Origin of the sequence: Paracoccus ferrooxidans (assembly GCF_029909815.1) — a bacterium.
In the GTDB taxonomy this organism is placed as follows: Bacteria; Pseudomonadota; Alphaproteobacteria; order Rhodobacterales; family Rhodobacteraceae; genus Paracoccus; species Paracoccus versutus.
On the sequence record NZ_CP038198.1, the window covers coordinates 572,242 to 593,867 of the forward strand.

A 21,626-nucleotide genomic window follows, 5' to 3' on the forward strand; every position below is an offset into this window, starting at 1 on the left:
ACCATCGACGCCTGACAGCGGCCTGCCACGCGCCTAGCGTTCGGTCAGCTTCAGCTCGATGCGGCGATTGCGGGCACGGGCCTCGGGCGTATCGCCCTGCGCCACCGGGCGGGTATCGGCAAAGCCGGCAGGCGCCAGGCGGGTGGCCGGAAAGCCCAGATCGTCCACCATGTAGCGCACCACCGCCAGCGCGCGCGCCTGGCTCAGTTCCCAGTTGTCGCGATAGCGCCCCAGCCCCGAAAGCGGCACGTCGTCGGTATGGCCGTCGACGCGGATCATCCAGCCGATCTCGGGCGGGATCTCGGCCGAGATCTGTCCCAGCATCTCTGCCACCCGCGCGATCTGCGCCTGGCCTTCGGGCGACAGCGTCGCCTCGCCCGGCGCGAACAGCACTTCCGAGGAAAAGACGAAGCGGTCGCCCACCACCTGCACGCCCTCACGGCCGGCCAGGATCTGCGACAGCCGGCCGAAGAACTCCGAGCGATAGCGCGCCAGATCCTTGGCCTCGGTCTCGGCCTTGCTGCGCGCGTCCTCTTCCAGCGCGCGGCGCTTGCGCTCCTCTTCGGCGGCGCGCAGCAGGGCGACGTTCAGCTGCCGGCCCAGATCCTCGGCGCGCAGGTCGGCCTCGCGGCGCTCGTCGCCGGCGGCGTCCAGCACGGCGCGCAGGCTGCCCAGCTGGTCGTTGAGCCGCGCGACCTGCTGGTTCAGCGCGGCCAGACGGCGCTGGTCCTCGACCGTCAGCGCCTCCTGCTCGGACAGCTCCTGCCGGGCCAGGGCCAGCAGGGCGGCCTGTTTCTCGGCCTCGCTGGCCTGGGCCTCGGCCTGCTCGCCCAGCTGCTTCTTGGCGGCCTCGGCGGCGGCCAGCAGGGTCAGGGTTTCCTCGGCCTCCTTGCGCGCCGCCTCCAGCTCCAGCGTGGCGGCGTCCAGTTCCGCATCCGACCTGGCCAGCCGTTCGCGCAGCGCCTCGGCGGCGGCGGCATCGGCCAGCCGCGCGGCCTCGGTCTCGTCCAGCTGCTGCCGCGTTTCGGTGTTCTGGCGCCGCAGGTCGCCGATCAGCGCCTCCAGCGCCTCGCGCCGGGCGGCGGCAAGGCGCGCCGCCTCGGTCTGTGCGTCGATCTCGGCCCGCGCGGAAGCCACGGCCTGTTCGGAACGCCGCAGCCGGTCGCGCTCGGCCGCCAGGTCGCGGTCCAGCGAGGCCGCCTGCGCCTGCGAGGTGGACAGCGCGTCCGACAGCTCGGCCACCTGGCGGCCAAGCTGGTCCAGCTCGCTGTCCTGGGTGGTGATCTGGTCGCGCAGCACCGATTGCACCAGCAGGAAGATGGTCAGCACGAACATCATGACCATCAGCAGCGCGGTCATCGCATCGACGAATCCCGGCCAGATCGTCGCAGAGAAACGGTTGCCGCCGCCCCGGCTAAGTCCCATCGCCGCGCTCCAGGTTGCGGATCGCGCGGGTCAGCGCCGCCAGGTCGCTGCGCAATTCGGCGATCAGCCCGTCGCGGCCGCTGGCGGTTTCCTCGACCAGCCGGCCCAGCTGCACGTCGATGGAACGCAGCCGCATCCGCGCCTCGGGATCGTCGCCCGCGGCGGCGGCGGCGGCAGCCGGCCGCTGCGCGCCGAGGTCCAGGATGCGCTCCTGCCCCTCGGCCAGCCGTTCCAGGGCGCGGGCCAGCCGGCCGTCCTCGGGCGCGGGGGCTTCGGCAAGCGTCGCCAGCCGGGCCTGGCCCGCGGCCAGACGCTCCAGCGCCTCGCCCAGGACGGCGCCGTCGAAGCCCGGTTGCGCCGGCGCCTCGGCCAGCGCCGCCAGCCGCTCCTGGCCCGCGGCCAGCCGTTCCAGCACCGCGGGCAACGCCGGATCGTGGCGCGGCTCGGCGGCAAGACGGTCCTGCCCTTCGGCCAGACGCTCCAGCACGGCGACCAGATCCGGGTCGCGGCGCGGCGCGGCCAGCCCGCCGATCGCCTGCTCGACCCCGGCCAGGGCCTGCGCGGTCGCCTCGCGCTCGGCGGCCAGCGTCTCGCCCAGCCGGTCGCGGTCCGACCCCAGCAGCCCGGCCAGCCGCTCCACCCCCTCGGCCAGCGCCAGCGAGCGCTGGTCGGCGGCGGCGGCCTCCTGGTCGCGCAATTCGTCGCGGCGCAGGTAGAAGTCCTGCAGGCCGGTCATCTGCGCCTCGACCCGCTCGATGAAGCCGGCCAGCGCCGCCTCGCCCAGCCCCTGCCCGTCGCCGCCGCCCAGGCCGATGCGGGTGAAGCCCGACATCCATTCCTCGAGCTCGCGATAGAAGCGGTTCTGGCCATGGGCGACGAACAGCTCCAGCAGCCCGACCACCAGCGAGCCGGCCAGGCCCAGGAGCGAGCTGGAAAAGGCCGTGGCCATGCCGCCCAGCTGCGATTCCAGCCCGGTCATCAGCTTGTTGAAGACCTCGAGCCCGGTCTCGCCATCCTTGGGCGAAAGCGCGCGGATCGTGTCCACCACGGCCGGCACCGTGGTCGCAAGCCCGTAGAACGTCCCCAACAGGCCCAGGAAGATCAGCAGGTTCGCGAGGTAACGGGTGATGTCGCGCGCCTCGTCGATCCGCGTCGCCACCGATTCCAGGATCGAGCGCGAGGATTCGGTCGAGATCGCCCCGCCCACCGGCCCGCGCTGGCCCAGCAGCGCGGCCAGGGGCGCCAGCAGCCGCGGCGCATCGTCCGGCCCCGCCGGCTCGGCCGCGCTGACGCCGCGCTCGGCGGCATTGCGGCGGCGGGCGGCGAAACGCTCGATCCAGCTGACGGATTTGACCAGCTCGGCCACCTGCCAGAAACAGCCCAGCACGCCCATGACGAAGACGGCCAGGATCAGCCCGTTCAGGTATTCGTTCGAATGAAAGATCGACAGGATGCGGCCATAGGCGAACCAGGCGCCGGCCACGACCAGCACCAGCACGATCAGCATCAGCAGGATCTGCCGGACGGGCTGCGAGAATTGCGGCTGCGAGGGCCCGGTCCCGCCCGGCCCCCCGTCGCGCGTGGCCGCCAGCCGGGCGGCGCGAGAGCGGCGGCCTTCCGGCGCGGCGGGCGGACCCTCGGGCGGTTCGGCGTCAGTTCGGGACAAGTTCCACCCCCTTGCTGTTTTCCGAGCCGACTGTAGAGGCCGGACCCGCGCCTGCCAAGCGTCCTCGCCAGGGGAAATCGCGCCTATCCCCCGCCGGGGTGCAACAGCCCGCGGACCTGCCGCGCCAGCTCGTCCAGGGCCTGGTCCTCGATGCCCATCTGCGCCAGGTGCCGGGCGGTGTTGAACAGGTAATCCGCGTTCGGCCCCCGCCCGCCCTGCGCCACGGCGATGATGCGGGCCTGTTCGTGCAGCTCCAGCGGGCCGGCATATTGGTCGTGATCGCGCCGGATCACATAGGCGATCGCCTCGACGCCGCGGCCGTCGTCCAGCGCCAGCGGCAGGAAAAGCTCGGCATAGGCGTTGGTGGTCAGCTCGCGCGCGCGCAGGCCGGACAGCGTCTCTTCCCAGTCCGGCTCGGCCACGCGCAGCGCCAGGCCCCGGCAATGCGCCCCCGGATCGGCCTCCAGCCCCAGGACCAGCCCCGGCGTCTCGCTGGTGCCGCGATAGACGATCGAGCGCAGGCAGAAGCTGCGGGCATAGCCGTCCAGCGTCGCGGGCACCATCTCGGCCACGGGAAAGCCCGGATCCCACATCAAAGAGCCATAGGCAAAGACCCAATGCTCCGGCCGTTCACCCATTCTTTACCCCGGCGCCCTAGATAATTCGGTCAGGAAAAACTTAGGACAGCAGGGCCGGCGTTCCAAGACGCCATGAAACCCCCGAGGACCGGATGCGCCGATTGCTTGCCCCCCTGATCGTTCTTGCCCTGATCCTGGGCGGCCTGTGGCTGGGCGGTGAAAGCCTGATGGCGCAGCAGCTGCGCCGGATCGCGGCCGGGCAACCCGCGGCCGAGCTGGGCGCGGTGCAGGAACTGCGCGAGCCGGGCCGGATCGGGGTGCGCGCCTCGGCGCTGGGGATGCAGACCGACCTCGGCCGCGTCGAACTGCCGCAGGCGGAGCTTTGGCTCAGCCCGCTGCGGCCCACGGAGCTGCGGCTGGCCCTGCCGCCCGGCGCGACGCTGGACCCCGGCTCGGGCCCCGTGGCGCTGGGGCTCGGCGATGCCGCCGCCCGGCTGCGCGTGCAGCCGCTGCACGGGCTGGCCATGGCCTCGGCCGGGATCGAGGCCGGCCCGCTGACGGTCGAGGGCGCGGCGCTCGCCACGCGGCTGCACGCCGATGCCGTGCAGCGCGACCTCGACGCCGATGCGCCGGAGGCCGCCGCGGCCGCCTATGACCTGGAGCTGGACCTGGACGATCTGGAACCCGGCCTGTTCGCGACCCTGCCCCTGCCCGGCCGGCTCAGCCTGGCCGCCACCGGCCGGGTCTGGCTGGACGCCCTGCCCCGTCCGGCGACGCTGAACCCCGACCGGGCGCCGCTGCCGGTGGGGCTGCGGCTCGACGATGCCGAATTGCGCCTGGGCGCGGTGCAGGCCCGCATCCTGGGCCGAATCGAGGCCGATGCCCAAGGGCGCGCCCAGGGCCGGCTGGTGCTTTACACCAGGGACGCCGAGGCGCTGTTGCAGGCCGCGGCCACGGCGGGACTGATCCCGACCAGGGTGGTGACGCTGGCCGGCACCATGCTCAAGAACATCTCGGACCTGCCGCTGCCCGAGGATGCGGGCCAGGATTTCCCGCCCCCGGCCGAAGGCGAATTGCGCCTACCGCTCAGCTTCGCCGAGGGCAGGACGAGCCTTGGCCCGATGGTTCTGGGCCCGGCCCCGGCCTTCCCGCGCCGCTAGGGCCCGCGCCGCTAGCAGGCTGCTGAAAAAGGATTTTGAGAGGGCGACGCAGCGGAAATCGTTCTGGATCCAGCGAATATCGGCCCGGAAATGGGGTGTTTTCGGCAATTTGAGGCGGATTTCCCGGTTCCCCGCCCACGCTGTCCTGTCGCAAGGACTTTTTCAGCAGCCTGCTAGGGCTTGGGCGTCTCGCCCGCCGCCAGGCTGCGGCCGAAATCCGGTGCCGCGGTGTCCTGCCCGGCCTCGATGATGCCGCGCCGGATCGCCCGCGTGCGGGTGAAGTAATCGTGCAGATGCGCCCCGTCGCCCATGCGGATCGCGCGCTGCAGCACGAAAAGCTCCTCGGTAAAGCGGCCCAGGATGTCCAGCACCGCCTCCTTGTTCTGCAGGAACACGTCGCGCCACATGGTCGGGTCCGAGGCGGCGATGCGGGTGAAGTCCCGAAAACCCGCCGCCGAATACTTGATGACCTCGCTTTCGGTGACGCGCTTGAGGTGATCGGCCACCCCCACCATGGTATAGGCGATCAGATGCGGCGTATGGCTGGTCACCGCCAGCACCAGGTCGTGATGGGCGGCGTCCATCGCCTCGACATTGGCACCCATGGCACGGATCAGCGCCGACAGCCGCTCGACCGCCGCCGGATCGCTGTCCGGGGCGGGGGTCAGCAGCCACCAGCGGTTGCGAAACAGCGCGGCAAAGCCCGAACGGGGGCCGGAATGCTCGGTCCCGGCCAGCGGATGGCCGGGGATGAAATGCACGCCCGCGGGGATATGCGGCGCCACCGCCTCGATCACCGCCTGCTTGACCGAGCCCACGTCGGTCACGGTCGCGCCGGGCTTCAGATGCGGCGCGATCTCGGCCGCGACCGCGCCCATGGCGCCCACCGGCACCGCCAGCACCACCAGGTCGGCCCCCGCCACCGCCTCGGCCGCGCTTTCGGCCACGCGGTCGACCAGCCCGATCTCTCGCGCGACGGCGCGGGTCTCGGGGCTGCGGGCATGGCCCACCACCTCGCGCGCCAGCCCCGCCTCGCGCATGGCCAGCGACATCGAGCCGGCGATCAGCCCCAGCCCGATCAGCGCCACCCGGTCATAGATCGCGGCCATCAGCGGCTTCCCGCGCGCTCGGCCATGAACTGGCCGATGACATGGGCCACGCGCCGGCAGGACGCCTCGTCGCCCACGGTGATGCGCAGGCAATGCGGCAGGCCGTAGCCGCCGACGCGGCGCACGATCAGCCCCTGCGCCTTCAGATATTCGTCGCAGGCCCCCGCGGTCTCGACATCGGCAAAACGCGCCAGGATGAAATTCGCGCAGGAGGTGTCCGAGGGCACGCCCTTCTCGGCCAGCGCCTCGGCCAGCCAGGCGCGCATGCGGGCATTCTCGGCCTGGCAGCGGGCGATATGCTCGCGGTCGCGCATGGCGGCCTCGGCCCCCTCCAGCGCCACGTTGGACAGGTTGAAGGGGCCGCGGATGCGGTTCAGCACATCGACGATCTCGCGCGGGCCGTAACCCCAGCCGACGCGCAGCCCGCCCAGCCCGTAGATCTTCGAGAAGGTCCGGGTCATGAACACGTTGGGCAGCCGGCTCGCCAGCTCGGCGCCGCCGTCGTAATCCTCGACATATTCGGCATAGGCCGCATCGACCACCAGGATCGCCTGCGGCACGGCGCGGGCCAGCCGCTCCAGCTCCGGCAGGCCGATCATGGTGCCGGTCGGGTTGTTGGGATTGGCGACGAAGATCAGCCGCGTGCGCTCGCTCGCCCCGGCGATCAGCGCGTCCACATCCGTCACCCGGTCGCGTTCGGCCACCTGCACCGGGGTCGCCCCGGCGGCATGGGCCGAGATGCGATACATCAGGAAACCATGCTCGGTGAACAGCACCTCGGTCCCCGGCCCGGCATAGGCCTGGCACAGGAAATGGATGATCTCGTCCGAGCCGACGCCGCAGATGATGCGGTCCGGGTCCAGCCCATGCACCTCGCCGATGGCGGCGCGCAGCCCGGCATGGTCGGTATTGGGATAGCGGTGCAGCGCATGGGCGGCGCGGATCACCGCCTCGCGCGCCTTGTCCGACGGCCCGAAGGGGTTCTCGTTCGAGGAAAGCTTCACGACATTCTCGACCCCCGCCACCTTCGAGGCCCCGCCCTCGTAAAGCGAGATCTCCATGATGCCGGGTTGCGGAGCGATGGTCGTCTGGTTCTGCGACATGGCGGCCCTCTTGCAAGCCCGGCCGTCTTAGCGCCCGGAGAAAGGCTTGGAAAGCCTCGTCGGCCCGCCGCCTTCACCGTTTTCCAAATACTCATGCGACGGCGCGCGGCATGCGCCGGCGCCGCCGGTCTCCCCCGGCTTCTTCGTTCCGAAAATACCCATGCAAGGCCGCAGCCGGCCCGGCGGTGCCGTCACTCGGCCGCCAGCGCCTTCTCCAGCTCGGGCAGGAAGCGGTTGGTGTAATCCTCGCGCACCAGCGGCCCGGCATAGCGGTAAAGGATGCGGCCCGAACCGTCGATGATGAAGGTCTCGGGCGGCGCGGTCACGCCCCAGTCGATCGCCACCCGCCCGCGCGGATCGGTAGCAAGCGCGTGATAGGGGTCGCCATGCTCGGACAGGAACCCCAGCGCGGCGCCCTCGGGATCCTTCAGGTCGACGCCATAGACCGGCAGCTTGGCCGAAAGCTCGGTCAGCGTCGGATGCTCGGCGCGGCAGGGCGGGCACCAGCTGGCCCAGAAATTCACCAGCTTCACCCCCGGCTGGCGCAGCATCTCGTCGGTCAGCTGCACCTTGCCGGGCAGCGTGGTCTCGCCGACCGAAGGCGCCTCGCGCCCGATCATGGCCGAGGGCAGCGCGTCGGGATCGTCGCGCAGCAGCGCCCAGCCGGAAAGCCCGGCGAAACCGGCAAACACCGCCACCGGCAACAGCATCATCGGCGAGATCCTAGCCACGGCGCTCATGCTCCTGCAATTCGCGGCGGGCGCGGGCATTGGCCAGCACGGTCTGGACGACGATGCCGACCAGCAGCACCAGGCTTGCGCCATAGGCAGCCAGGACGGTCCCGGCATATTTGCCAAGTTCGGTCATGCGCGATTCTCCCTCGCCAGCAGGGCCGCCAGGCGGCGGCGGCGGATCTCGGTCCGGGTGCGGACCAGCAAAAGCGCCAGGAACAGCAGGAAGAACCCCGCCATGGTCAGGTAGAGCGGATAGCGATAGACCGCCGACATCCGCTCGCCCGGCGCCATGGACAGCGAGGCGCCCTGGTGCAGCCCCTGGTTCCAGAAATTCACCGCATAGCGCGACAGCAGCGCAAAGACCGAGCCCACGAGGCACAGAACCCCGGTCAGGTCGGCGGCGCTGTCGGGATTCTCGACCGCCCCCCACAGCGCCATGTAGCCCAGATAGAACAGGAACAGGATCAGGAACGAGGTCAGCCGCGGATCCCATTCCCACCAGGTGCCCCACATCGGCTGGCCCCAGATCGCCCCGGTGATCAGCGCGATCAGCGTCATCACCGCGCCGACGGGCGCCGCGGCCTTGGCGGCCAGCGCGCTGACGTGGTGGCGCCGGACCAGCCAGATCAGCGAAGTCACCAGCATCATCAGCCAGATGTTGATCGCCATCAGCGCGGCGGGGACGTGCAGGAAGATGATCTTGACCGTCGATCCCTGCTTGTAGTCCTGGGGCGTCAGAAAGCCCCAGACCAGCCCCGCCACGGTGCAGACCGCCGCCGCCGCGGCCACCCAGGGCAGCACGGCGCCCGAGGTGCGCATGAACTTGACGGGGTTGGCATATTCCCAGATTGACATGTTCGCTTCCTAAATCGGGCGCGTCGCCCGCTCAAGTGGCCAGTGGTCGCATTCACCGCAGATTGACACGCAGCGCAGCGGCTGCGGCAAAGGGCGCCAGGGCCAATGTGGCCAGCGTGATCGCCGCCAGGAAGACCAAAGGCGTCACCGGATCGGCCCCTGCGGCACCGCGCCGCACCGCCTCGGCCCCGAAGATCAGCGTCGGCACGTAGAGCGGCAGCACCAGCAGCGACATCAGCAGCCCCCCGCGGCGCAGCCCCACCGTCACCGCCGCGCCGAAGGCGCCCAGCATCGACAGCGCCGGCGTGCCCAGCATCAGCGAGGCGACCAGCCAGGGATAGGCCGGCCCCGGCAGGTGCAAAAGCAGCCCGAAGACCGGCGCCGACAGCGCCAGCGGCAGGCCCGTCACCAGCCAATGCGCGAAGGCCTTGATCGCCACCGTCCCCTCCAGCGGCAGGGGCGCCGTGGCCAGCAGGTCCAGGCTGCCATCCTCGAAATCCAGCGCAAAGATGCGGTCGAGCGACAGCAGGCACGAAAGCAGCGCCCCGACCCACAGGATGCCCGGCGCGATGCGCGAAAGCTGGCCGCCCTCGGGGCCGACGCCGAAGGGGACCAGCGTGCAGACGATCAGGAAGAACGCCAGCGCCAGGCCGAAGCCGCCGCCGGCGCGGGTGGCCAGCCGCAGGTCGCGGATCAGCAGCGCCTTCATCCGCGCATCCTCATTTGGCCGCCCTCATCCGAATGCCTCGTTGAAACCGGCCGGCCGCGATTCGCGGCGCGTGCGGGTGGCGCGATAGGGGCCAAGCTCCAGGATCTCGGCCTCGGGCAGGCCCAGCTCGATATGGGTGGCGATCACCGCCGCCCCGCCCCGCCCCAGATGGGCGCGCAGCATCCCGGCGAACAGCGCCACCGAATCGCGATCCAGCGATACCGTCGGCTCGTCGAGCAGCCAGACCGGACGCCCCGTCACCATCAGCCGCGCCAGCCCCAGCCGCCGCTTCTGCCCGGCGGAAAGCGCATGCGCCGGGCGGTCGGCCAGGTCGCGCAGGTTCATCGCCTCCAGCGCTCCGGCGATGTCATGGCCGCCGAAGATCTCGGACCAGAAGCGCAGGTTCTCGGCCGCGGTCAGCGCCGGCTTCAGCCCGTCGGAATGGCCGGCATAGGCGATGGCGTCGGGCGCGGCCTCGATCACGCCGGCGACCAGCGGCTGCAGCCCGGCCAGCGTGCGCAGAAGCGTGGTCTTGCCGACGCCGTTCGGCCCGCGCAGCACCAGCGCGCCGCCGGCCTCCAGGTTGAAGCTGACGCCCTCGACGGCACGCAGCCCGCCCCGCGCCACGGCCAGGTCGCGGACCGCGAGCAGGCTCATAGCGGGATCAGCGCGCAGGCCACGCGCCGGCCTTCGGACAGCGTGACGTTGTAGCTGCGCGCGGCCGAGGGCGAGTTCATCGGCTCGGCCATCACCCCCGCGGCGTCCAGCGCCGCGGCCAGGTCGCGCGGCGGAAAGGCGATCTCGGCCCCCATGCCCAGGAAAAGCACGTCCACCTGGCCGGCCAGCGCCAGCAGGGGGGCGCGGTCATCCAGCCCGCCCCAGGGCTGCACGCCCGCGGCGGTGACGATCACCCCCCCATGATGCACCACGCCGCCGACGCGAAAGAAGCCGGGGCCGTAGCCGTCCACCGGCACGGCCCCGGAAAATTCCGTCGGCACCATCATCGGCATCAGGGCGCGTCCCGGAAGGCGGCGGGAATGTCCTCGCCCGGCGCCTTTTCCTTGGGATCGGGCTTGGACCAGTCGCGCTTGACGCCCAGCCACAGCACGATGTTCTTGGCGACATAGATCGTCGAATAGCAGCCCACGATCACGCCCCAGAGCATGGCGATGACGAAGTCGCGGATCACGTCGCCGCCAAAGATCAGCATGGCGGTCAGCGCGATGGCGGTCGTCACCGCCGTCATGATGGTGCGCGACAGCGTCTCGTTGCAGGTCAGGTTCATCAGGTCGAGCAGCGGCCGCGTCTTGTACTTGATCAGGTTCTCGCGCAGCCGGTCGAAGACCACGACCGTATCGTTGCACGAAAAGCCCAGCGTGGTCAGCAGCGCCGCGATGGTGGTCAGGTCGAAGCGCAGCTGGAACAGCGAGAACAGCCCGACCGTCAGCAGCACGTCATGGATCAGCGAGATCACCGCCCCCAGCGCGAACTGCCATTCGAAGCGCAGCCAGATATAGAACATGATGCCGATGGTCGCGGCACCCACCGCATAGAGGGCGGTCTTGATCAGCTCGCCCGAGACCTTGGGCCCGACCGATTCCACCGCGGCAAAGACCACCTGCGGATCGACGGTCTTCAGCGCCGCCTCGATCTCGTTCAGCTGCTCGGGCGTGACCGATCCGGTCTCGTCGGTCGTGCCGATGCGGATCATGGCGACATGCTTGGTGGTGCCGAAGGCGGGGTCGAAGACCTCGGTGATCGAGACATCGCCCAGGTCCAGATCGCTCATCGCCTGGCGATAGTCGCCGACCTCGAAGGCGGTCGGGCTTTCGGTGCGGATGGTGGTGCCGCCCTTGAAGTCGATGCCGAAGTTCAGCCCCATCACCAGCAGCAGCAGGACCGATCCGACCATGGCCGCGGCCGAGACGCCGAAGCTCAGCCATTGCCAGCGGAAGAAGTTGAAGGCGGTGTTGTCGGGAACGAGTTTCAGACGAAATGCCATGGTCCTGCTCCCTTACAAGATCAGTTCTTTGGGCTTGCGCCATTCCAGCCAGAACACGATCATCAGCCGCGTCAGGTAGATCGCGGTAAAGACCGAGGTGACAAGGCCGATGGTCAGCGTGACCGCGAAGCCCTTGACCGGACCCGAGCCCAGGAAGAACATCACCGCGGCGGCGATGAAGCTGGTGACGTTGGCGTCGATGATCGCCGACATCGCCTCGCTGAAGCCGTCGTCGATGGCCTTGACGATGCGCTTGCCGGCGCGCAGTTCCTCGCGGATGCGTTCGTAGATGATGACGTTGGCGTCCACCGCCGTGCCGACGGTCAGCACGATGCCGGCGATGCCGGGAAGCGTCAGCGTCGCCCCCATCATCGACATGACCGACAGGATCAGGATGACGTTGACGATCACCGCGATCGAGGCGAAGACGCCGAACAGCCCGTAGCTTGCGACCATATAGGCCACCACGGCGACCGTGGCGATGATCGAGGACAGCCGGCCGGCGTCGATCGAATCCTGCCCCAGCTCCGGGCCGATGGTGCGTTCTTCCAGGAAGGTCATCTCGGCCGGCAGGGCGCCGGCGCGCAGCAGCACGGCCAGCCGGGTCGATTCGTCCACGTTCATCGCGCCCGAGATCTGGCCCGAGCCGGTGGTGATCGCCTGCCGGATCACCGGGGCCGAGATCACCTGGTTGTCCAGCACGATGGCGAAGGGCTGGCCGATATTGGCCGAGGTATAGGCCCCGAACCGCTTGGCGCCCGAGGGGCCGAAGCGGAAATCGACCGCCGGCGCGCCGTTCTGGTCGAAGCTCGGCCGGGCGTCGGTCAGATCCTCGCCGGTGACGACCGGGCTTTCCTCGATCACGTAATAGACGCCGGGCTCGTCCATCGAGGGCAGCAGCACATTGCCGGTGCCGGGGCGGGCATTGGCGTCGGCGGTGCGGCTGACCACCGGGTTGAAGGTCAGCTTCGCCGTGGTGCCGATCAGCTGCTTCAGCTCCTCGGCCGAGCCGATGCCGGGCACCTGGATCAGGATGCGGTCCTTGCCCTGGCGCATGATCGTCGGCTCGCGCGTGCCGACCTCGTCGATGCGGCGGCGGATGATCTCGAGGCTCTGCTGCACGGTGCGGTCGTCGGTCGCGGCCTTTTCCGCATCCGAAAGCTGCACGGTAAGCCGGTTGCCCGAGGCCGAGATCGCCAGGTCGCTTTGCCCCGCCCCGGTCAGCGAGGTGACGGGCACGGCAAGGCCGCGGGCGATCTCGACCGCCTTGGCCATCTGGTCGGGATTGCCGATCTCGACCGCCAGCTGCCCCTCGGGCGCCTGGACGCGGCGGACGGCGCCCACCACGTCGCGCTGCGCCGCCAGCGCGTCGCGCAGCTCGGGCCAAAGCGCATCCATGCGCGCCTTGTAGACATCCCGGACATGCACCTCGCCCAGAAGATGGGCGCCGCCGCGCAGGTCCAGGCCCAGGTTGACCAGCCCCGAGGGCAGCCAGTCGGGCCAGCCGGCGCGGGCGGCGGCGTCTTCCTGGGATTCGAACCCGTTGCGTTCGGCGGCGGTGACGGCGTCGTTATGCTGCTCGACCCGGCTGTAGAACAGGTTCGGCATGGCATAGAGCAGACCCAGGGCGACGAGCCCCAGGATCAGCAGACGCTTCCAGAATGGGATGTCCAGCATGGCGGGATGCGGTTCTTCAGCTGTTGGCGGCGGCGGGTTGGGTGCGGTTCACGAGCCCGGTCACGGTCGAGCGGATCACGCGGACCTTGACGCCGGGGGCGATCTCGACCTCGAGCTCGTTCTCGCGCACCGAGGTCACCTTGCCGATCAGCCCGCCCTGGGTCACGATCTCGTCGCCCTTCTTCAGCGCCTCGACCATGGCGCGATGTTCCTTCACGCGCTTCTGCTGCGGGCGGATCATCAGGAAATACATGATGACGAAGATCAGGATGAGCGGCAGGAACGAGGCGAGTCCTGCAGCGCCGGAAGCGCCTCCGGCGGCCTGGGCATAGGCGGGGGTCACGAGCATTAAGTCTATCCCTGTGCTGTCGTTCTCCGGGCGATCCCCCGGCGGAATTGGCGCGCACCCTATCCGCGGCTCGGACCGATGGCAAGAAAGCCGATGGCTGCTCGCCGCACCGGCGCAGGGGGGCTCCGCCCCCGTCCTTCGGACTCCCCCGGGATATTTGGGCACGAAAGAAAGGCCCGCGCTTCTTTCGTGTCAAAATATCCTGGGGGAAGCGCGGAACGCGCTGGGGGCAAAGCCCCCGCTGAAAGGTGCCGTGGACACGGGCGGCGGGCTGTGGCAGGTCAATGCGGGCCAAGCCTAGCAAGGGGGATCACGATGGCTGAGGACAAGGCGCCCCATCCCGCGCCGGACCATCCCGCACTGGCCCGCGATGCGGCCGACCGCACCGGCATCCGCCGCCTGCTGGCGATCATGGCCGCGCTGCGCGACCCGCAGGCCGGCTGCCCCTGGGACATCGAGCAGGACTTCGCCTCGATCGCGCCCTATACCATCGAAGAGGCGCATGAGGTCGCCGACGCCATCGCGCGCGAAGCCTGGGACGAATTGCCCGGAGAGCTGGGCGACCTGCTGCTGCAGGTGGTTTTCCACGCGCAAATGGCGGCCGAGGCGGGCATGTTCGACTTTGCCGACGTGGTCGAGAAGATCTCGGACAAGATGATCGACCGCCACCCGCATATCTTCGGCGACGAATCCCGCGACAAGTCGGCCGCCCAGCAGATCAAGGATTGGGAGGCGATCAAGGCCCGCGAACGCGCGGCCAAGGCGGAACGCGGCGTGCTGGACGGGGTGGCGCTTGGCCTGCCGGCGCTGACCCGCGCGGTCAAGCTGCAGAACCGCGCCGCCCGCGTCGGCTTCGACTGGCCCGGCCCGGCCGAGGTGCTGGACAAAATCACCGAGGAGGCGCGCGAGCTGGTCGAGGCCAGGGGCGGCTCCGATCACGCCCATTTGACCGAGGAATTCGGCGACCTGATGTTCGTGATGGCGAATCTGGCCCGGCATCTGAAGATCGACCCCGAGGAGGCGCTGCGCCTGGCCAATGCCAAGTTCACCCGCCGCTTCCGCTCCATCGAGGCGGCGCTCGCCGCCCAGGGCCGCCGCCCCGAGGACAGCGACCTGGCCGAGATGGACGCGCTGTGGAACGAGGCCAAGGCTGCCGAACGCGCCTGATCCGCTGGCCGCCCAGCCGCCGCTGGCCGGGATCGAGCCGCTGCGCGTGGCGCGCGACCGGCCCGACCGGCTGGTGATGCAGGTCCGGCTGGACGGGCGGCCGGCCTGGCTCCGGCAGTTCCGCGGCGCCGATCCGGCCGCCGGCGTGACCCAGGCCCTGGTGCGGCTGCATCGGGCAGCCGAATTGCTGGGGCAGGATCTCGACGCCGTCGCCCCGCCCCTGCTGGCCCTGCCCGAACGGGGCATCCTGATCACCGCGCCGGCTCCGGGCCGGCCCATGGCGCAACTGCTGGCCGAGGCGGGCGCGGCGGAACGCGCCGCGCTGATCGCGCGCATCGGGGTTTGGCTGCGCCACCTGGCCGCCGCGACGCGCGCCCGCGGCACCTTCGGCCCGCGCTTCTGGCTCAACGGGCTCGAGGCGCGGATCGCGGTGGCATCGGGGGGCTGGATCGACGCCGACCTGGTCGCCGGCCACATGCGGCGGATGCGGGCCGAGGCCGCCCCGCTGCGCGGCGCCGCGGTCGAGCGCGGGCTCTGCCACGGCGACCTGACGCCCGACAACCTTTTCGCCGACGAGCCCCGCCCCGGCGCGCTGCGGCTGACCGCCATCGACATGCAGGGCGCGACCGAAATGGCGCTGGCCCGCGACATGGCGCGGCTGCTGGTCTGGCTGGAAAGCCGGCGTGCGGAGCCGCCGGGCCGGACGCGGGACGGGATCGCCCTGGCCGACTGGCAGGCGCTGGCCGGGGTGCCGGGCCTGCTGGCGCCGGACCAGACGCCGATCCTGCGTTTCCTGGTCGGGGAATTAATGCTGGCCTATTATCTCGACAGCGCCCGCCAGCCGGTGCGGCGCCGGGCGCTGGTCCGGGCGATGCGGGCCTGGGCCAAGGACGAGGTCACGCCGGCGCCATGACCTCGGCCAGCGCCGCGTCATAGACCGCCAGAGCCTCGACCCGGTCGCGGGCCCGCGATGCGCCTTCGGACAATTGCCGCCGCCAGCCGCGCGCGCCGGGACGGCCGTGGAACAGGCCCAGCATGTGCCGCGTCGCCTGATGCAGCCGCCCGCCCTGGGCAAGATGCGCATCGACAAGGTCGCGCAGCGCCCGCGCCGCCTCCAGCGGACCGGCAAAGCGCGGCTCCTCGCCCCACAGCCGGTCGGCCTCGCCCAGGATGTCCCAGGGCTGGTGATAGGCCGCGCGCCCGACCATCACCCCGTCCATCGCCCGCAGGTGATCGCGCACGGCATCGAGCGAGGCGATGCCGCCGTTGATCGACAGGTGCAGGTCGGGAAACGCCTGCTTCATGCGATGCACCAGCGGATAGTCCAACGGCGGAATCTCGCGATTCTCGCGCGGCGACAGGCCCTGGAGCCAGGCCTTGCGGGCATGGATGGTCATGCGGCGCACGCCCACGTCGCGCATGCGGGCGATGAAATCGGGCAGCACCGCCTCGGGCAGCTGATCGTCCACGCCGATGCGGCATTTCACTGTGACCTCGACCGGGCTGACGGCGATCATCGCCGCGACGCATTCGGCGACCAGTTCCGGCCGGGTCATCAGCACGGCGCCGAAACAGCCCGATTGCACCCGGTCGCTGGGGCAGCCGACGTTCAGGTTGATCTCGTCATAGCCCCAATCGGCGCCGATCCGCGCCGCCTCGGCCAGCTGCGCCGGGTCAGAGCCGCCCAGCTGCAACGCCACCGGATGCTCGGCCGCGTCGAAATCCAGGAGCCTGGCCCGGTCGCCGAAAACCAGCGCCGGGGCCGTCACCATCTCGGTATAAAGCAGCGCGCGGCGTGACAGCAGCCGGTGAATGCGGCGGCAGAGGCTGTCGGTCCAATCCATCATCGGCGCGACGGAAAGCCGCGCGCTGTTGTTTTTGTTGATGAAATTATCCGTCTCAGCCATTTCCAGCACTGGTCGCGCCGCCCGATCCTGTCTTGTTCCCGCCTGCGAATCGCGGGGTCTTGGCAAATCCCAGGGAACCACCGCCCCGGCGCCGCTCCGGGAACGGCATCGCCGTCTATAGCGCAGCGGCACCGGCAGCGCCACCTTGGGGATTCGACCCCCGAAATCATCAAGGGGTGCTTTCCGGGATATTGAAAAGCCGCCCATGAGGCGGCTTCATTGTCGCGACAACCATCGGCCGGTCATGAACGACCGGCCAGGTTTTGTCAGAACCGATACGACGCCCGGATCTGGACCATATCCGCATCAAGGTCGGCGCTAGTGCCGAGCACATCCGAGAAATCGGCATGGCTGTATTCCAGGCCGGCCGAGAAATTGTCGGTCAAAAGGAAATCGGCGCCAATGCCATAGGTCAGGCCGGTTTCCTTGGCATCCTCGCCCGAAAGACGCGCGGCACCCAGGGTCACATAGGGCTGGAACTTGCCCATGTCGTAGCCGGCACGGGCGCGCAGGCGCCACAGGTCCGCGCTGCCGTCGAAATCGTCATGCTCGACATTGTTGTAGTCCAGTTCGCCGCCCAGGACGAACTGGCCGAAATCGCGCAGATAACCGGCGTGCAGGCCAAGCGCGTCGAAATCGCCCGCATCGACGGTGACGCCGGGAACCGAGGCGTCGAGGCTGCCCTGCCCGTATTGGAGACCGGCGTAGAACCCGGTCCAATCGACATCGGCGCGGGTTTGCGCGACGGCCACCGGCTGCTCAACGACCGGAAGAACATATCCCCCGGCAAAGGAGGCGCCCGCAACAAGGCTGGCCGCGGCGGCATAGAATGCAGCTTTCAACTTCATCTCCGTAAGTCATGCGAATGCTCGCCGGCGGCGCATATCGGCAAAGCCGCGACCGGAAAAGCGGCCGGAAAAAGCCGCGAGGGCGATGTGATATTTTTATGACTCGGACATTTGCATATCATGCCTGCGCCAGGGATTTATAAGCTTCAGCCGACGTCTCCGCGCCGATGAAAACAAGAGCCATCCTTGCCGCGGCGCAGCAGGCCGCCGCCCTGCCCCAGGCAACCGACGGGGCGCTGCCCAGGACCGGGAATCGCTCGGGCGCAAGCCGCACCGCGTTCAAACGGCCGTCGCCTGCACGGATCATGATCCGCCCGGCTTCTTGCGCTTGGTGGCTGATTGGATGGTACCGCCTCCCCGGCTCGAACGGGGGACCTCTAGATCCACAATCTAGCGCTCTAACCAACTGAGCTAAGGCGGCACAGGCGGGTATCTAGCGCCAGCCACCGGGCTGTGCAAGCCCGTCTTGCCGGAAATTCGCATGCGGGTTAAGGAAAATCCCCGGATCCATGAGGCCAGGCGCCAGGAGAGCCAGCATGAGCATCAACAGCCAAAGCGACATCGCCGCCAATCTTCAGATCGGCCCCACCGACCGCGGCATGGTCAGGATCTATGTCGAGGCCGAGAACGTCGACCTGCCGCTGGACTTCGACCCCGACGAGGCCGAGGAAATCGCCGAGGAACTGCTGGCCGCCGCCGAGGCCGCGCGCAGCATCGGCGGCCCCTCGAAACCCGGCAAGGATGTCAGGAAGCCGCGCCGCTGATCCCCATCGGATCGGTCAGCGCCAGAAGCCGCGCGGTCGAGACGCGGGCGATGTCGCGCAAAAGCCGGCTGCGCCGCGCCCCGGCCAGCCGCGATTCGGGGGCCATGCGCACCAGCTCGGCCCCCCAGCTGTCGGCGCGGATCAGGCCCGAGCCCTGGGGCAGCAGGTCTTCGGGGAAATCGGCATCCACCGCCCAGAAGAAGCGGTCGCAGAACTGCAGATAGCCCTGCCATTTCCGGTCCGAGACGAAATCGGCCCGGCAGCTCTTGCATTCGACGACCCAGATCTCGCCCCTGGGCGTGACCGAGATCACGTCGACCCGCAGCCCGCCCGCCGGCACGAATTCCGGCAGCGCCGCATGGCCCAGCCCGGCCAGCATCCGCGCCACCCCGCGCGCAAGCCGCTGGCCCGGCAGGGCGGGCAGAAGATCGGCGGTCGGATCGGCGGCGCTGTTCATGCGTCCACCATGAACGAAAGGGAAACATTGCGCAAGCCTGCGCCGCCCTTGCAGCCCATGGGCGGCCGTCCTATCTTTGGGGCTGGCGGGTTTCTGCTCTTCTCGTGCGCGGCCATCTTTCTCACTGGCCTATAACTTCACCGAGGGGGCTGGCTCTGTCGGGGCCCTGGTCCCGTTATCCGGTTCCCACCTGGACATCCAGGCTTTCGGGGAAACCTGCGCCGCCACGGTCGCTGCGGTTCCCGCCACCGCTTTTCCCCCTGCTCCCGATGCAAAAAGGGGCGGCCCGAAGGCCGCCCATGGAGAGAGAGGAGGGATCTTCTTTCTTCTGCTCGATCAGAAGCCGTAGACCAGCGACACGCCCAGCGTGTTGTCGGTGCGGGTCGCGCGATCCGAAACATACTCGGTCTTATAGGAAATCCGGGTCGCGAAGGCTTCCGTCATCTTGAAGTTCAGACCCAGTTCGTTGGTCGCGGTATCGTTCGCGTCCGAGGTCAGATAGTCGGTGTCGTTGGTGATGAAGAACTGGTCGTTGATCCGGTGATAGAAACGCGACGACAGCAGGTAGCCGACTTCGGTTTCCGTGTTGTAGTCGTAGGTCTCGGCGACCGGGTCGATCACGTCCACGGCCTTGGTGTAGCGCACGCCGACGGCGGCCTGCACGCGCCAGGCGGTGGTGTCGTTGTTGATCACGCGGTAACCCGGACCGACGCCGAAATAGGCGTCACGCTTCAGGCGGCCGTCCAAGTCCGCGAAGCTCTCGTCGGTGGCCAGGCTGACCGGATCGTTGGCCAGCGCATCGGTCGTCAGACGACCCAGAGCGAAGCCGTAGAAGCGATCGTTGATGTCATACATGCCTTCGTAGATGACATAGGTCTTTTCGGTATCCGTGTCGCCGGCATTGTTCTCGCCGTATTCAAGCAGGATACCGACCGATTGCGAGAAGCGGCCCTGGTTCGACGACAGGCGGCCGGCCAGGCTGAAGTCCTGGTTCTCGCTGTTGCCGGTGCGGCCGACGTAGCTCAGCGCAACCGAGCCGAACACGCCTTGGCGGCGCTCGGGATTGCCGAAGCGATAGGCGTCGGACGAGCGGTCGAAATCGTCGCGGACCGCCTCCTCGACGTCCCGCATCTGTTCGTTGACTTCCGTGATGCCGGTGGCATCGGCGCCCGTGGCGATTTCGGATTGCGCGAAAGCGGGGGCCGAGAACGCGGCGGCCAGGGCGGTGGCACCGGCGAGGTAAGCAAGCGTCTTCATTGTGTCAGTCCTTTTCCGAACCGTTTCGTGTCCGTGGCACCGCCCTTGCGGAACCACGAGCATCTCTGCTGGCCCAGAGGTAGAACCGTCGCGCCCGACGATAAAGAGGCCCGGAAAACTGCGCAAAAACTCGCAAAAACGTGAAATTCGGCGGGAACCTGCCCATCGGCGGAAAACGGATCATGCGAAAACGTGATGAAACCTTTTCGCCCGCCGGTTGCACGGAATTTTCGGCGCGGCCTCAGGCGGGTAACAGGGCACCACATTGCTAACGAAAGATGACAATGCTGAAACACCGGGATGACGGCAAGGCGTTGCACAAAAAAAGGCACCTGATCGGCGCCTTTCCGAGATGAAATTGTTGCGAAAGGTCCACAGTGGCGACGCAAAAATGCAGCGCCTGCCGGGCGGGCCGCGAAGATCAGCGCGGGCGGGTGGCGGCGGGGGCCATGGCGGGCGCGGGGTTGGGGCGAATCCGCTGCCGCAGGCCGCCGCCGCGGCCATCCTTGCGCGCCATCAGCATGATGCGGATGCCGAACTGCACCCCCGAGAACAGGATGGTGTGGAAGACGACCAGCATCAGCACCGCGATCCAGCCGCCGCGCGTGGCCGTCACCAGGTGCCGCAGCGTGCCGACATCCAGCGCCAGAAGCAGCGCGGTAAAGGCCAGCGCCAGCGCGAAGCCGATGGCGATGCTGACGATATAAAGCCGGACGAGTTGCGGCATCTTTTTTCCCGGAACAGACAAGCCCGGCCATTCTAGCGCGGATCGCGGCAAAGCCCGAGGGGAAAATCCCGCGCGCCCCGCGTCAGAATGCCTCGGGACGGGCCTCGCGCGCCATGTGGTCCAGCACCGCGTTGACGAATTTCGACTCGCGCCCCTCGGCGAAGAAGGCCTGCGACAGGCGGACATATTCGGCGATGACCACCTTGGGCGGGGTCTTGGGCGTCACCAGCTCGGCGCCCGCGGCCCGGAAGACCGAGCGCAGCACCGGGTCGATGCGGCCGATCGGCCATTTCGCCACCAGCGCCCGGTCGGTCATCTGGTCGATCCGCGACTGCCAGGTGACGGCATCGTCCACGATGCGGGTGAACAGCGCCTGGTCGGCCTCGGCCGAGACCATGTCCTCGTCCTCGTCCTCGCGGCCGATGCGCCAGTTCAGGAACTCGCGCTGCACGCGGTCGGCGGACTGGCCGCCCGCCTCCATCTGGAACAGCGCCTGCACCGCATAAAGCCGCGCGGCCGCGGCGCGGGCCTGCCGCGCCTGCCGGTCGCCGTCGCGGCGCGTCTTGTCGCCCGCCCCGCTCATGCGCTGCCCGGCCCGTCGATCTCGCCGGCCAGCTTGATCACGTCGCGCGGCACCGGGGCGTCGCCGCGCGGCGATTGCCCGGCCCAGCCGCGCTTGAGCGCGATCAGGTGCAGCGCCGCGGCCGCTGCCCCGCCGCCCTTGTTCTGGCCCTGCGGATCGGCGCGCACCTCGGCCTGGGCGGTGTTTTCCACCGTCAGGATGCCGTTGCCGATGCAATGGCCCTGCAGGCCCAGCAGCATCAGCCCGCGCGAGCTGTCGTTGCAGACGGTGTCGTAATGCGTCGTCTCGCCGCGGATCACACAGCCAAGCGCGACATAGCCGTCGTAAAGGTTGCGGCCGGCCGCCAGGGCGATGGCGCTGGGGATTTCCAGCGCGCCGGGCACCTCGACCAGATCGACGGTGGCGCCGGCGGCCTCGGCCACGCCGCGCGCGCCGGCGATCAGCCCGTCGGCGATCTGGCGGTAATAGGGCGCGACCACGATCAGCAGGCGCGCGCCGCCCTCGATCCGGGGCAGCGGCAATTGGTCATGTTCGATGCTGGCGGCCATT

General features: G+C 69.3%; 25 protein-coding genes and 1 tRNA gene. 4 read left to right on the plus strand and 22 right to left on the minus strand.

Annotated features, from left to right (window positions below; translation table 11 throughout):
• Positions 1-33 precede the first annotated feature (33 nt).
• The 3 genes from E3U26_RS02870 to E3U26_RS02880 all read right to left on the minus strand — a co-directional run bounded on the left by E3U26_RS02870 (position 34) and on the right by E3U26_RS02880 (position 3,729).
• Positions 34-1,425, minus strand: a complete 1,392-nt coding sequence (locus E3U26_RS02870) for a peptidoglycan-binding protein (protein ID WP_499105406.1) — start codon at positions 1,423-1,425, stop codon at positions 34-36.
• Positions 1,415-3,091, minus strand: coding sequence for a hypothetical protein (locus E3U26_RS02875; RefSeq protein WP_449045591.1), 1,677 nt, complete (start codon positions 3,089-3,091; stop codon positions 1,415-1,417). The genes E3U26_RS02870 and E3U26_RS02875 overlap by 11 nt, the downstream gene beginning before the upstream one ends.
• A gap of 83 nt (positions 3,092-3,174) precedes the next feature.
• Positions 3,175-3,729 carry a gamma-glutamylcyclotransferase gene (locus tag E3U26_RS02880; protein ID WP_036759370.1) on the minus strand — a complete coding sequence of 185 codons (555 nt, stop codon included), beginning with the start codon at positions 3,727-3,729 and terminating at the stop codon, positions 3,175-3,177.
• A gap of 92 nt (positions 3,730-3,821) precedes the next feature.
• Here E3U26_RS02880 and E3U26_RS02885 point away from each other — a divergent pair, with 92 nt between their 5' ends.
• Entirely contained in the window at positions 3,822-4,829 is a 1,008-nt protein-coding gene (locus tag E3U26_RS02885; RefSeq protein WP_499105407.1) for a DUF2125 domain-containing protein, read from the plus strand.
• A gap of 173 nt (positions 4,830-5,002) precedes the next feature.
• On the opposite strand, the gene E3U26_RS02890 is transcribed toward E3U26_RS02885, so the two are convergent.
• The 11 genes from E3U26_RS02890 to yajC form a co-directional block, all read right to left on the minus strand.
• Positions 5,003-5,938: a prephenate/arogenate dehydrogenase family protein gene (locus E3U26_RS02890; RefSeq protein WP_036759372.1), complete on the minus strand. Its 936-nt coding sequence runs from the start codon at positions 5,936-5,938 to the stop codon at positions 5,003-5,005.
• The gene (hisC, locus tag E3U26_RS02895) at positions 5,938-7,041 is read right to left on the minus strand and encodes a histidinol-phosphate transaminase (protein WP_116222822.1); all 1,104 of its coding nucleotides are present in this window, start codon (positions 7,039-7,041) and stop codon (positions 5,938-5,940) included. The genes E3U26_RS02890 and hisC overlap by 1 nt, the downstream gene beginning before the upstream one ends.
• A gap of 191 nt (positions 7,042-7,232) precedes the next feature.
• Entirely contained in the window at positions 7,233-7,751 is a 519-nt protein-coding gene (locus tag E3U26_RS02900) for a DsbE family thiol:disulfide interchange protein (protein WP_036759389.1), read from the minus strand.
• Positions 7,752-7,764: 13 nt separating this feature from the next.
• On the minus strand, positions 7,765-7,908 hold the full coding sequence (ccmD, locus tag E3U26_RS02905) for a heme exporter protein CcmD (RefSeq protein ID WP_024844546.1): 144 nt from the start codon (positions 7,906-7,908) through the stop codon (positions 7,765-7,767).
• Entirely contained in the window at positions 7,905-8,630 is a 726-nt protein-coding gene (locus E3U26_RS02910) for a heme ABC transporter permease (protein WP_036759376.1), read from the minus strand. Before E3U26_RS02910 ends, ccmD begins: the two co-directional genes overlap by 4 nt.
• 52 nt (positions 8,631-8,682) lie before the next feature.
• Positions 8,683-9,339: a heme exporter protein CcmB gene (gene ccmB / locus E3U26_RS02915; protein WP_036759377.1), complete on the minus strand. Its 657-nt coding sequence runs from the start codon at positions 9,337-9,339 to the stop codon at positions 8,683-8,685.
• Between the two features lie 24 nt (positions 9,340-9,363).
• Positions 9,364-9,996, minus strand: coding sequence for a heme ABC exporter ATP-binding protein CcmA (gene ccmA / locus E3U26_RS02920; RefSeq protein WP_114534713.1), 633 nt, complete (start codon positions 9,994-9,996; stop codon positions 9,364-9,366).
• On the minus strand, positions 9,993-10,349 hold the full coding sequence (locus E3U26_RS02925) for an Mth938-like domain-containing protein (RefSeq protein ID WP_083539286.1): 357 nt from the start codon (positions 10,347-10,349) through the stop codon (positions 9,993-9,995). Before E3U26_RS02925 ends, ccmA begins: the two co-directional genes overlap by 4 nt.
• On the minus strand, positions 10,349-11,341 hold the full coding sequence (gene secF, locus E3U26_RS02930; RefSeq protein ID WP_036759380.1) for a protein translocase subunit SecF: 993 nt from the start codon (positions 11,339-11,341) through the stop codon (positions 10,349-10,351). The genes E3U26_RS02925 and secF overlap by 1 nt, the downstream gene beginning before the upstream one ends.
• 12 nt (positions 11,342-11,353) lie before the next feature.
• Positions 11,354-13,018, minus strand: a complete 1,665-nt coding sequence (secD, locus tag E3U26_RS02935; RefSeq protein ID WP_036759382.1) for a protein translocase subunit SecD — start codon at positions 13,016-13,018, stop codon at positions 11,354-11,356.
• Between the two features lie 16 nt (positions 13,019-13,034).
• Positions 13,035-13,367 (minus strand): preprotein translocase subunit YajC, encoded by a 333-nt coding sequence (gene yajC, locus E3U26_RS02940; protein ID WP_036759383.1) that lies wholly within the window; start codon positions 13,365-13,367, stop codon positions 13,035-13,037.
• 411 nt (positions 13,368-13,778) lie between these two features.
• Between yajC and mazG the strand changes: the two genes are divergently transcribed.
• Together mazG and E3U26_RS02950 are read left to right on the plus strand one after the other, a co-directional pair.
• A complete protein-coding gene (gene mazG / locus E3U26_RS02945) occupies positions 13,779-14,534 on the plus strand; it encodes a nucleoside triphosphate pyrophosphohydrolase (protein ID WP_243785241.1) in 756 nt (251 codons plus the stop codon).
• A gap of 46 nt (positions 14,535-14,580) precedes the next feature.
• Positions 14,581-15,447 carry a phosphotransferase gene (locus E3U26_RS02950; protein ID WP_499105408.1) on the plus strand — a complete coding sequence of 289 codons (867 nt, stop codon included), beginning with the start codon at positions 14,581-14,583 and terminating at the stop codon, positions 15,445-15,447.
• On the opposite strand, the gene dusA is transcribed toward E3U26_RS02950, so the two are convergent.
• The 3 genes from dusA to E3U26_RS02965 all read right to left on the minus strand — a co-directional run bounded on the left by dusA (position 15,431) and on the right by E3U26_RS02965 (position 17,710).
• Positions 15,431-16,441: a tRNA-dihydrouridine(20/20a) synthase DusA gene (gene dusA / locus E3U26_RS02955; RefSeq protein ID WP_499105409.1), complete on the minus strand. Its 1,011-nt coding sequence runs from the start codon at positions 16,439-16,441 to the stop codon at positions 15,431-15,433. The genes E3U26_RS02950 and dusA overlap by 17 nt on opposite strands.
• Positions 16,442-16,707: 266 nt before the next feature.
• On the minus strand, positions 16,708-17,283 hold the full coding sequence (locus E3U26_RS02960; protein WP_449045599.1) for an outer membrane protein: 576 nt from the start codon (positions 17,281-17,283) through the stop codon (positions 16,708-16,710).
• A 350-nt stretch (positions 17,284-17,633) separates the two neighbouring features.
• A tRNA-His gene (locus E3U26_RS02965) sits at positions 17,634-17,710 on the minus strand.
• 115 nt (positions 17,711-17,825) lie between these two features.
• Here E3U26_RS02965 and E3U26_RS02970 point away from each other — a divergent pair.
• Positions 17,826-18,053, plus strand: a complete 228-nt coding sequence (locus E3U26_RS02970; protein ID WP_024844535.1) for a DUF6324 family protein — start codon at positions 17,826-17,828, stop codon at positions 18,051-18,053.
• Here the strand turns inward: E3U26_RS02970 and E3U26_RS02975 are convergent.
• From E3U26_RS02975 to E3U26_RS02995, 5 genes are all read right to left on the minus strand, one after another.
• Positions 18,034-18,510 carry an MmcB family DNA repair protein gene (locus E3U26_RS02975; protein WP_036759385.1) on the minus strand — a complete coding sequence of 159 codons (477 nt, stop codon included), beginning with the start codon at positions 18,508-18,510 and terminating at the stop codon, positions 18,034-18,036. The genes E3U26_RS02970 and E3U26_RS02975 overlap by 20 nt on opposite strands.
• 336 nt (positions 18,511-18,846) lie before the next feature.
• On the minus strand, positions 18,847-19,767 hold the full coding sequence (locus E3U26_RS02980) for a DUF481 domain-containing protein (protein WP_036759386.1): 921 nt from the start codon (positions 19,765-19,767) through the stop codon (positions 18,847-18,849).
• Between the two features lie 421 nt (positions 19,768-20,188).
• Positions 20,189-20,494, minus strand: a complete 306-nt coding sequence (locus E3U26_RS02985; RefSeq protein WP_072462862.1) for a hypothetical protein — start codon at positions 20,492-20,494, stop codon at positions 20,189-20,191.
• Between the two features lie 82 nt (positions 20,495-20,576).
• Positions 20,577-21,077 (minus strand): transcription antitermination factor NusB, encoded by a 501-nt coding sequence (nusB, locus tag E3U26_RS02990; protein ID WP_036751013.1) that lies wholly within the window; start codon positions 21,075-21,077, stop codon positions 20,577-20,579.
• Positions 21,074-21,625: a 6,7-dimethyl-8-ribityllumazine synthase gene (locus tag E3U26_RS02995; protein ID WP_499105410.1), complete on the minus strand. Its 552-nt coding sequence runs from the start codon at positions 21,623-21,625 to the stop codon at positions 21,074-21,076. The genes nusB and E3U26_RS02995 overlap by 4 nt, the downstream gene beginning before the upstream one ends.
• Position 21,626 lies beyond the last annotated feature (1 nt).

Excerpts from the sequence above, each read along its gene's own strand:
- dusA (WP_499105409.1), bottom strand. The coding sequence starts at position 16,441 with ATGGCTGAGACGGATAATTTCATCAACAAAAACAACAGCGCGCGGCTT.
- nusB (WP_036751013.1), bottom strand. The coding sequence starts at position 21,077 with ATGAGCGGGGCGGGCGACAAGACGCGCCGCGACGGCGACCGGCAGGCG.
- secF (WP_036759380.1), bottom strand. The coding sequence starts at position 11,341 with ATGGCATTTCGTCTGAAACTCGTTCCCGACAACACCGCCTTCAACTTC.
- E3U26_RS02980 (WP_036759386.1), bottom strand. The coding sequence starts at position 19,767 with ATGAAGACGCTTGCTTACCTCGCCGGTGCCACCGCCCTGGCCGCCGCG.
- E3U26_RS02925 (WP_083539286.1), bottom strand. The coding sequence starts at position 10,349 with ATGCCGATGATGGTGCCGACGGAATTTTCCGGGGCCGTGCCGGTGGAC.
- E3U26_RS02900 (WP_036759389.1), bottom strand. The coding sequence starts at position 7,751 with ATGCTGTTGCCGGTGGCGGTGTTTGCCGGTTTCGCCGGGCTTTCCGGC.
- E3U26_RS02995 (WP_499105410.1), bottom strand. The coding sequence starts at position 21,625 with ATGGCCGCCAGCATCGAACATGACCAATTGCCGCTGCCCCGGATCGAG.
- E3U26_RS02985 (WP_072462862.1), bottom strand. The coding sequence starts at position 20,494 with ATGCCGCAACTCGTCCGGCTTTATATCGTCAGCATCGCCATCGGCTTC.
- ccmB (WP_036759377.1), bottom strand. The coding sequence starts at position 9,339 with ATGAAGGCGCTGCTGATCCGCGACCTGCGGCTGGCCACCCGCGCCGGC.
- mazG (WP_243785241.1), top strand. The coding sequence starts at position 13,779 with ATGGCCGCGCTGCGCGACCCGCAGGCCGGCTGCCCCTGGGACATCGAG.
- E3U26_RS02885 (WP_499105407.1), top strand. The coding sequence starts at position 3,822 with ATGCGCCGATTGCTTGCCCCCCTGATCGTTCTTGCCCTGATCCTGGGC.
- ccmD (WP_024844546.1), bottom strand. The coding sequence starts at position 7,908 with ATGACCGAACTTGGCAAATATGCCGGGACCGTCCTGGCTGCCTATGGC.
- E3U26_RS02880 (WP_036759370.1), bottom strand. The coding sequence starts at position 3,729 with ATGGGTGAACGGCCGGAGCATTGGGTCTTTGCCTATGGCTCTTTGATG.
- E3U26_RS02970 (WP_024844535.1), top strand. The coding sequence starts at position 17,826 with ATGAGCATCAACAGCCAAAGCGACATCGCCGCCAATCTTCAGATCGGC.
- E3U26_RS02870 (WP_499105406.1), bottom strand. The coding sequence starts at position 1,425 with ATGGGACTTAGCCGGGGCGGCGGCAACCGTTTCTCTGCGACGATCTGG.
- hisC (WP_116222822.1), bottom strand. The coding sequence starts at position 7,041 with ATGTCGCAGAACCAGACGACCATCGCTCCGCAACCCGGCATCATGGAG.
- E3U26_RS02890 (WP_036759372.1), bottom strand. The coding sequence starts at position 5,938 with ATGGCCGCGATCTATGACCGGGTGGCGCTGATCGGGCTGGGGCTGATC.
- secD (WP_036759382.1), bottom strand. The coding sequence starts at position 13,018 with ATGCTGGACATCCCATTCTGGAAGCGTCTGCTGATCCTGGGGCTCGTC.
- ccmA (WP_114534713.1), bottom strand. The coding sequence starts at position 9,996 with ATGAGCCTGCTCGCGGTCCGCGACCTGGCCGTGGCGCGGGGCGGGCTG.
- yajC (WP_036759383.1), bottom strand. The coding sequence starts at position 13,367 with ATGCTCGTGACCCCCGCCTATGCCCAGGCCGCCGGAGGCGCTTCCGGC.
- E3U26_RS02910 (WP_036759376.1), bottom strand. The coding sequence starts at position 8,630 with ATGTCAATCTGGGAATATGCCAACCCCGTCAAGTTCATGCGCACCTCG.
- E3U26_RS02975 (WP_036759385.1), bottom strand. The coding sequence starts at position 18,510 with ATGAACAGCGCCGCCGATCCGACCGCCGATCTTCTGCCCGCCCTGCCG.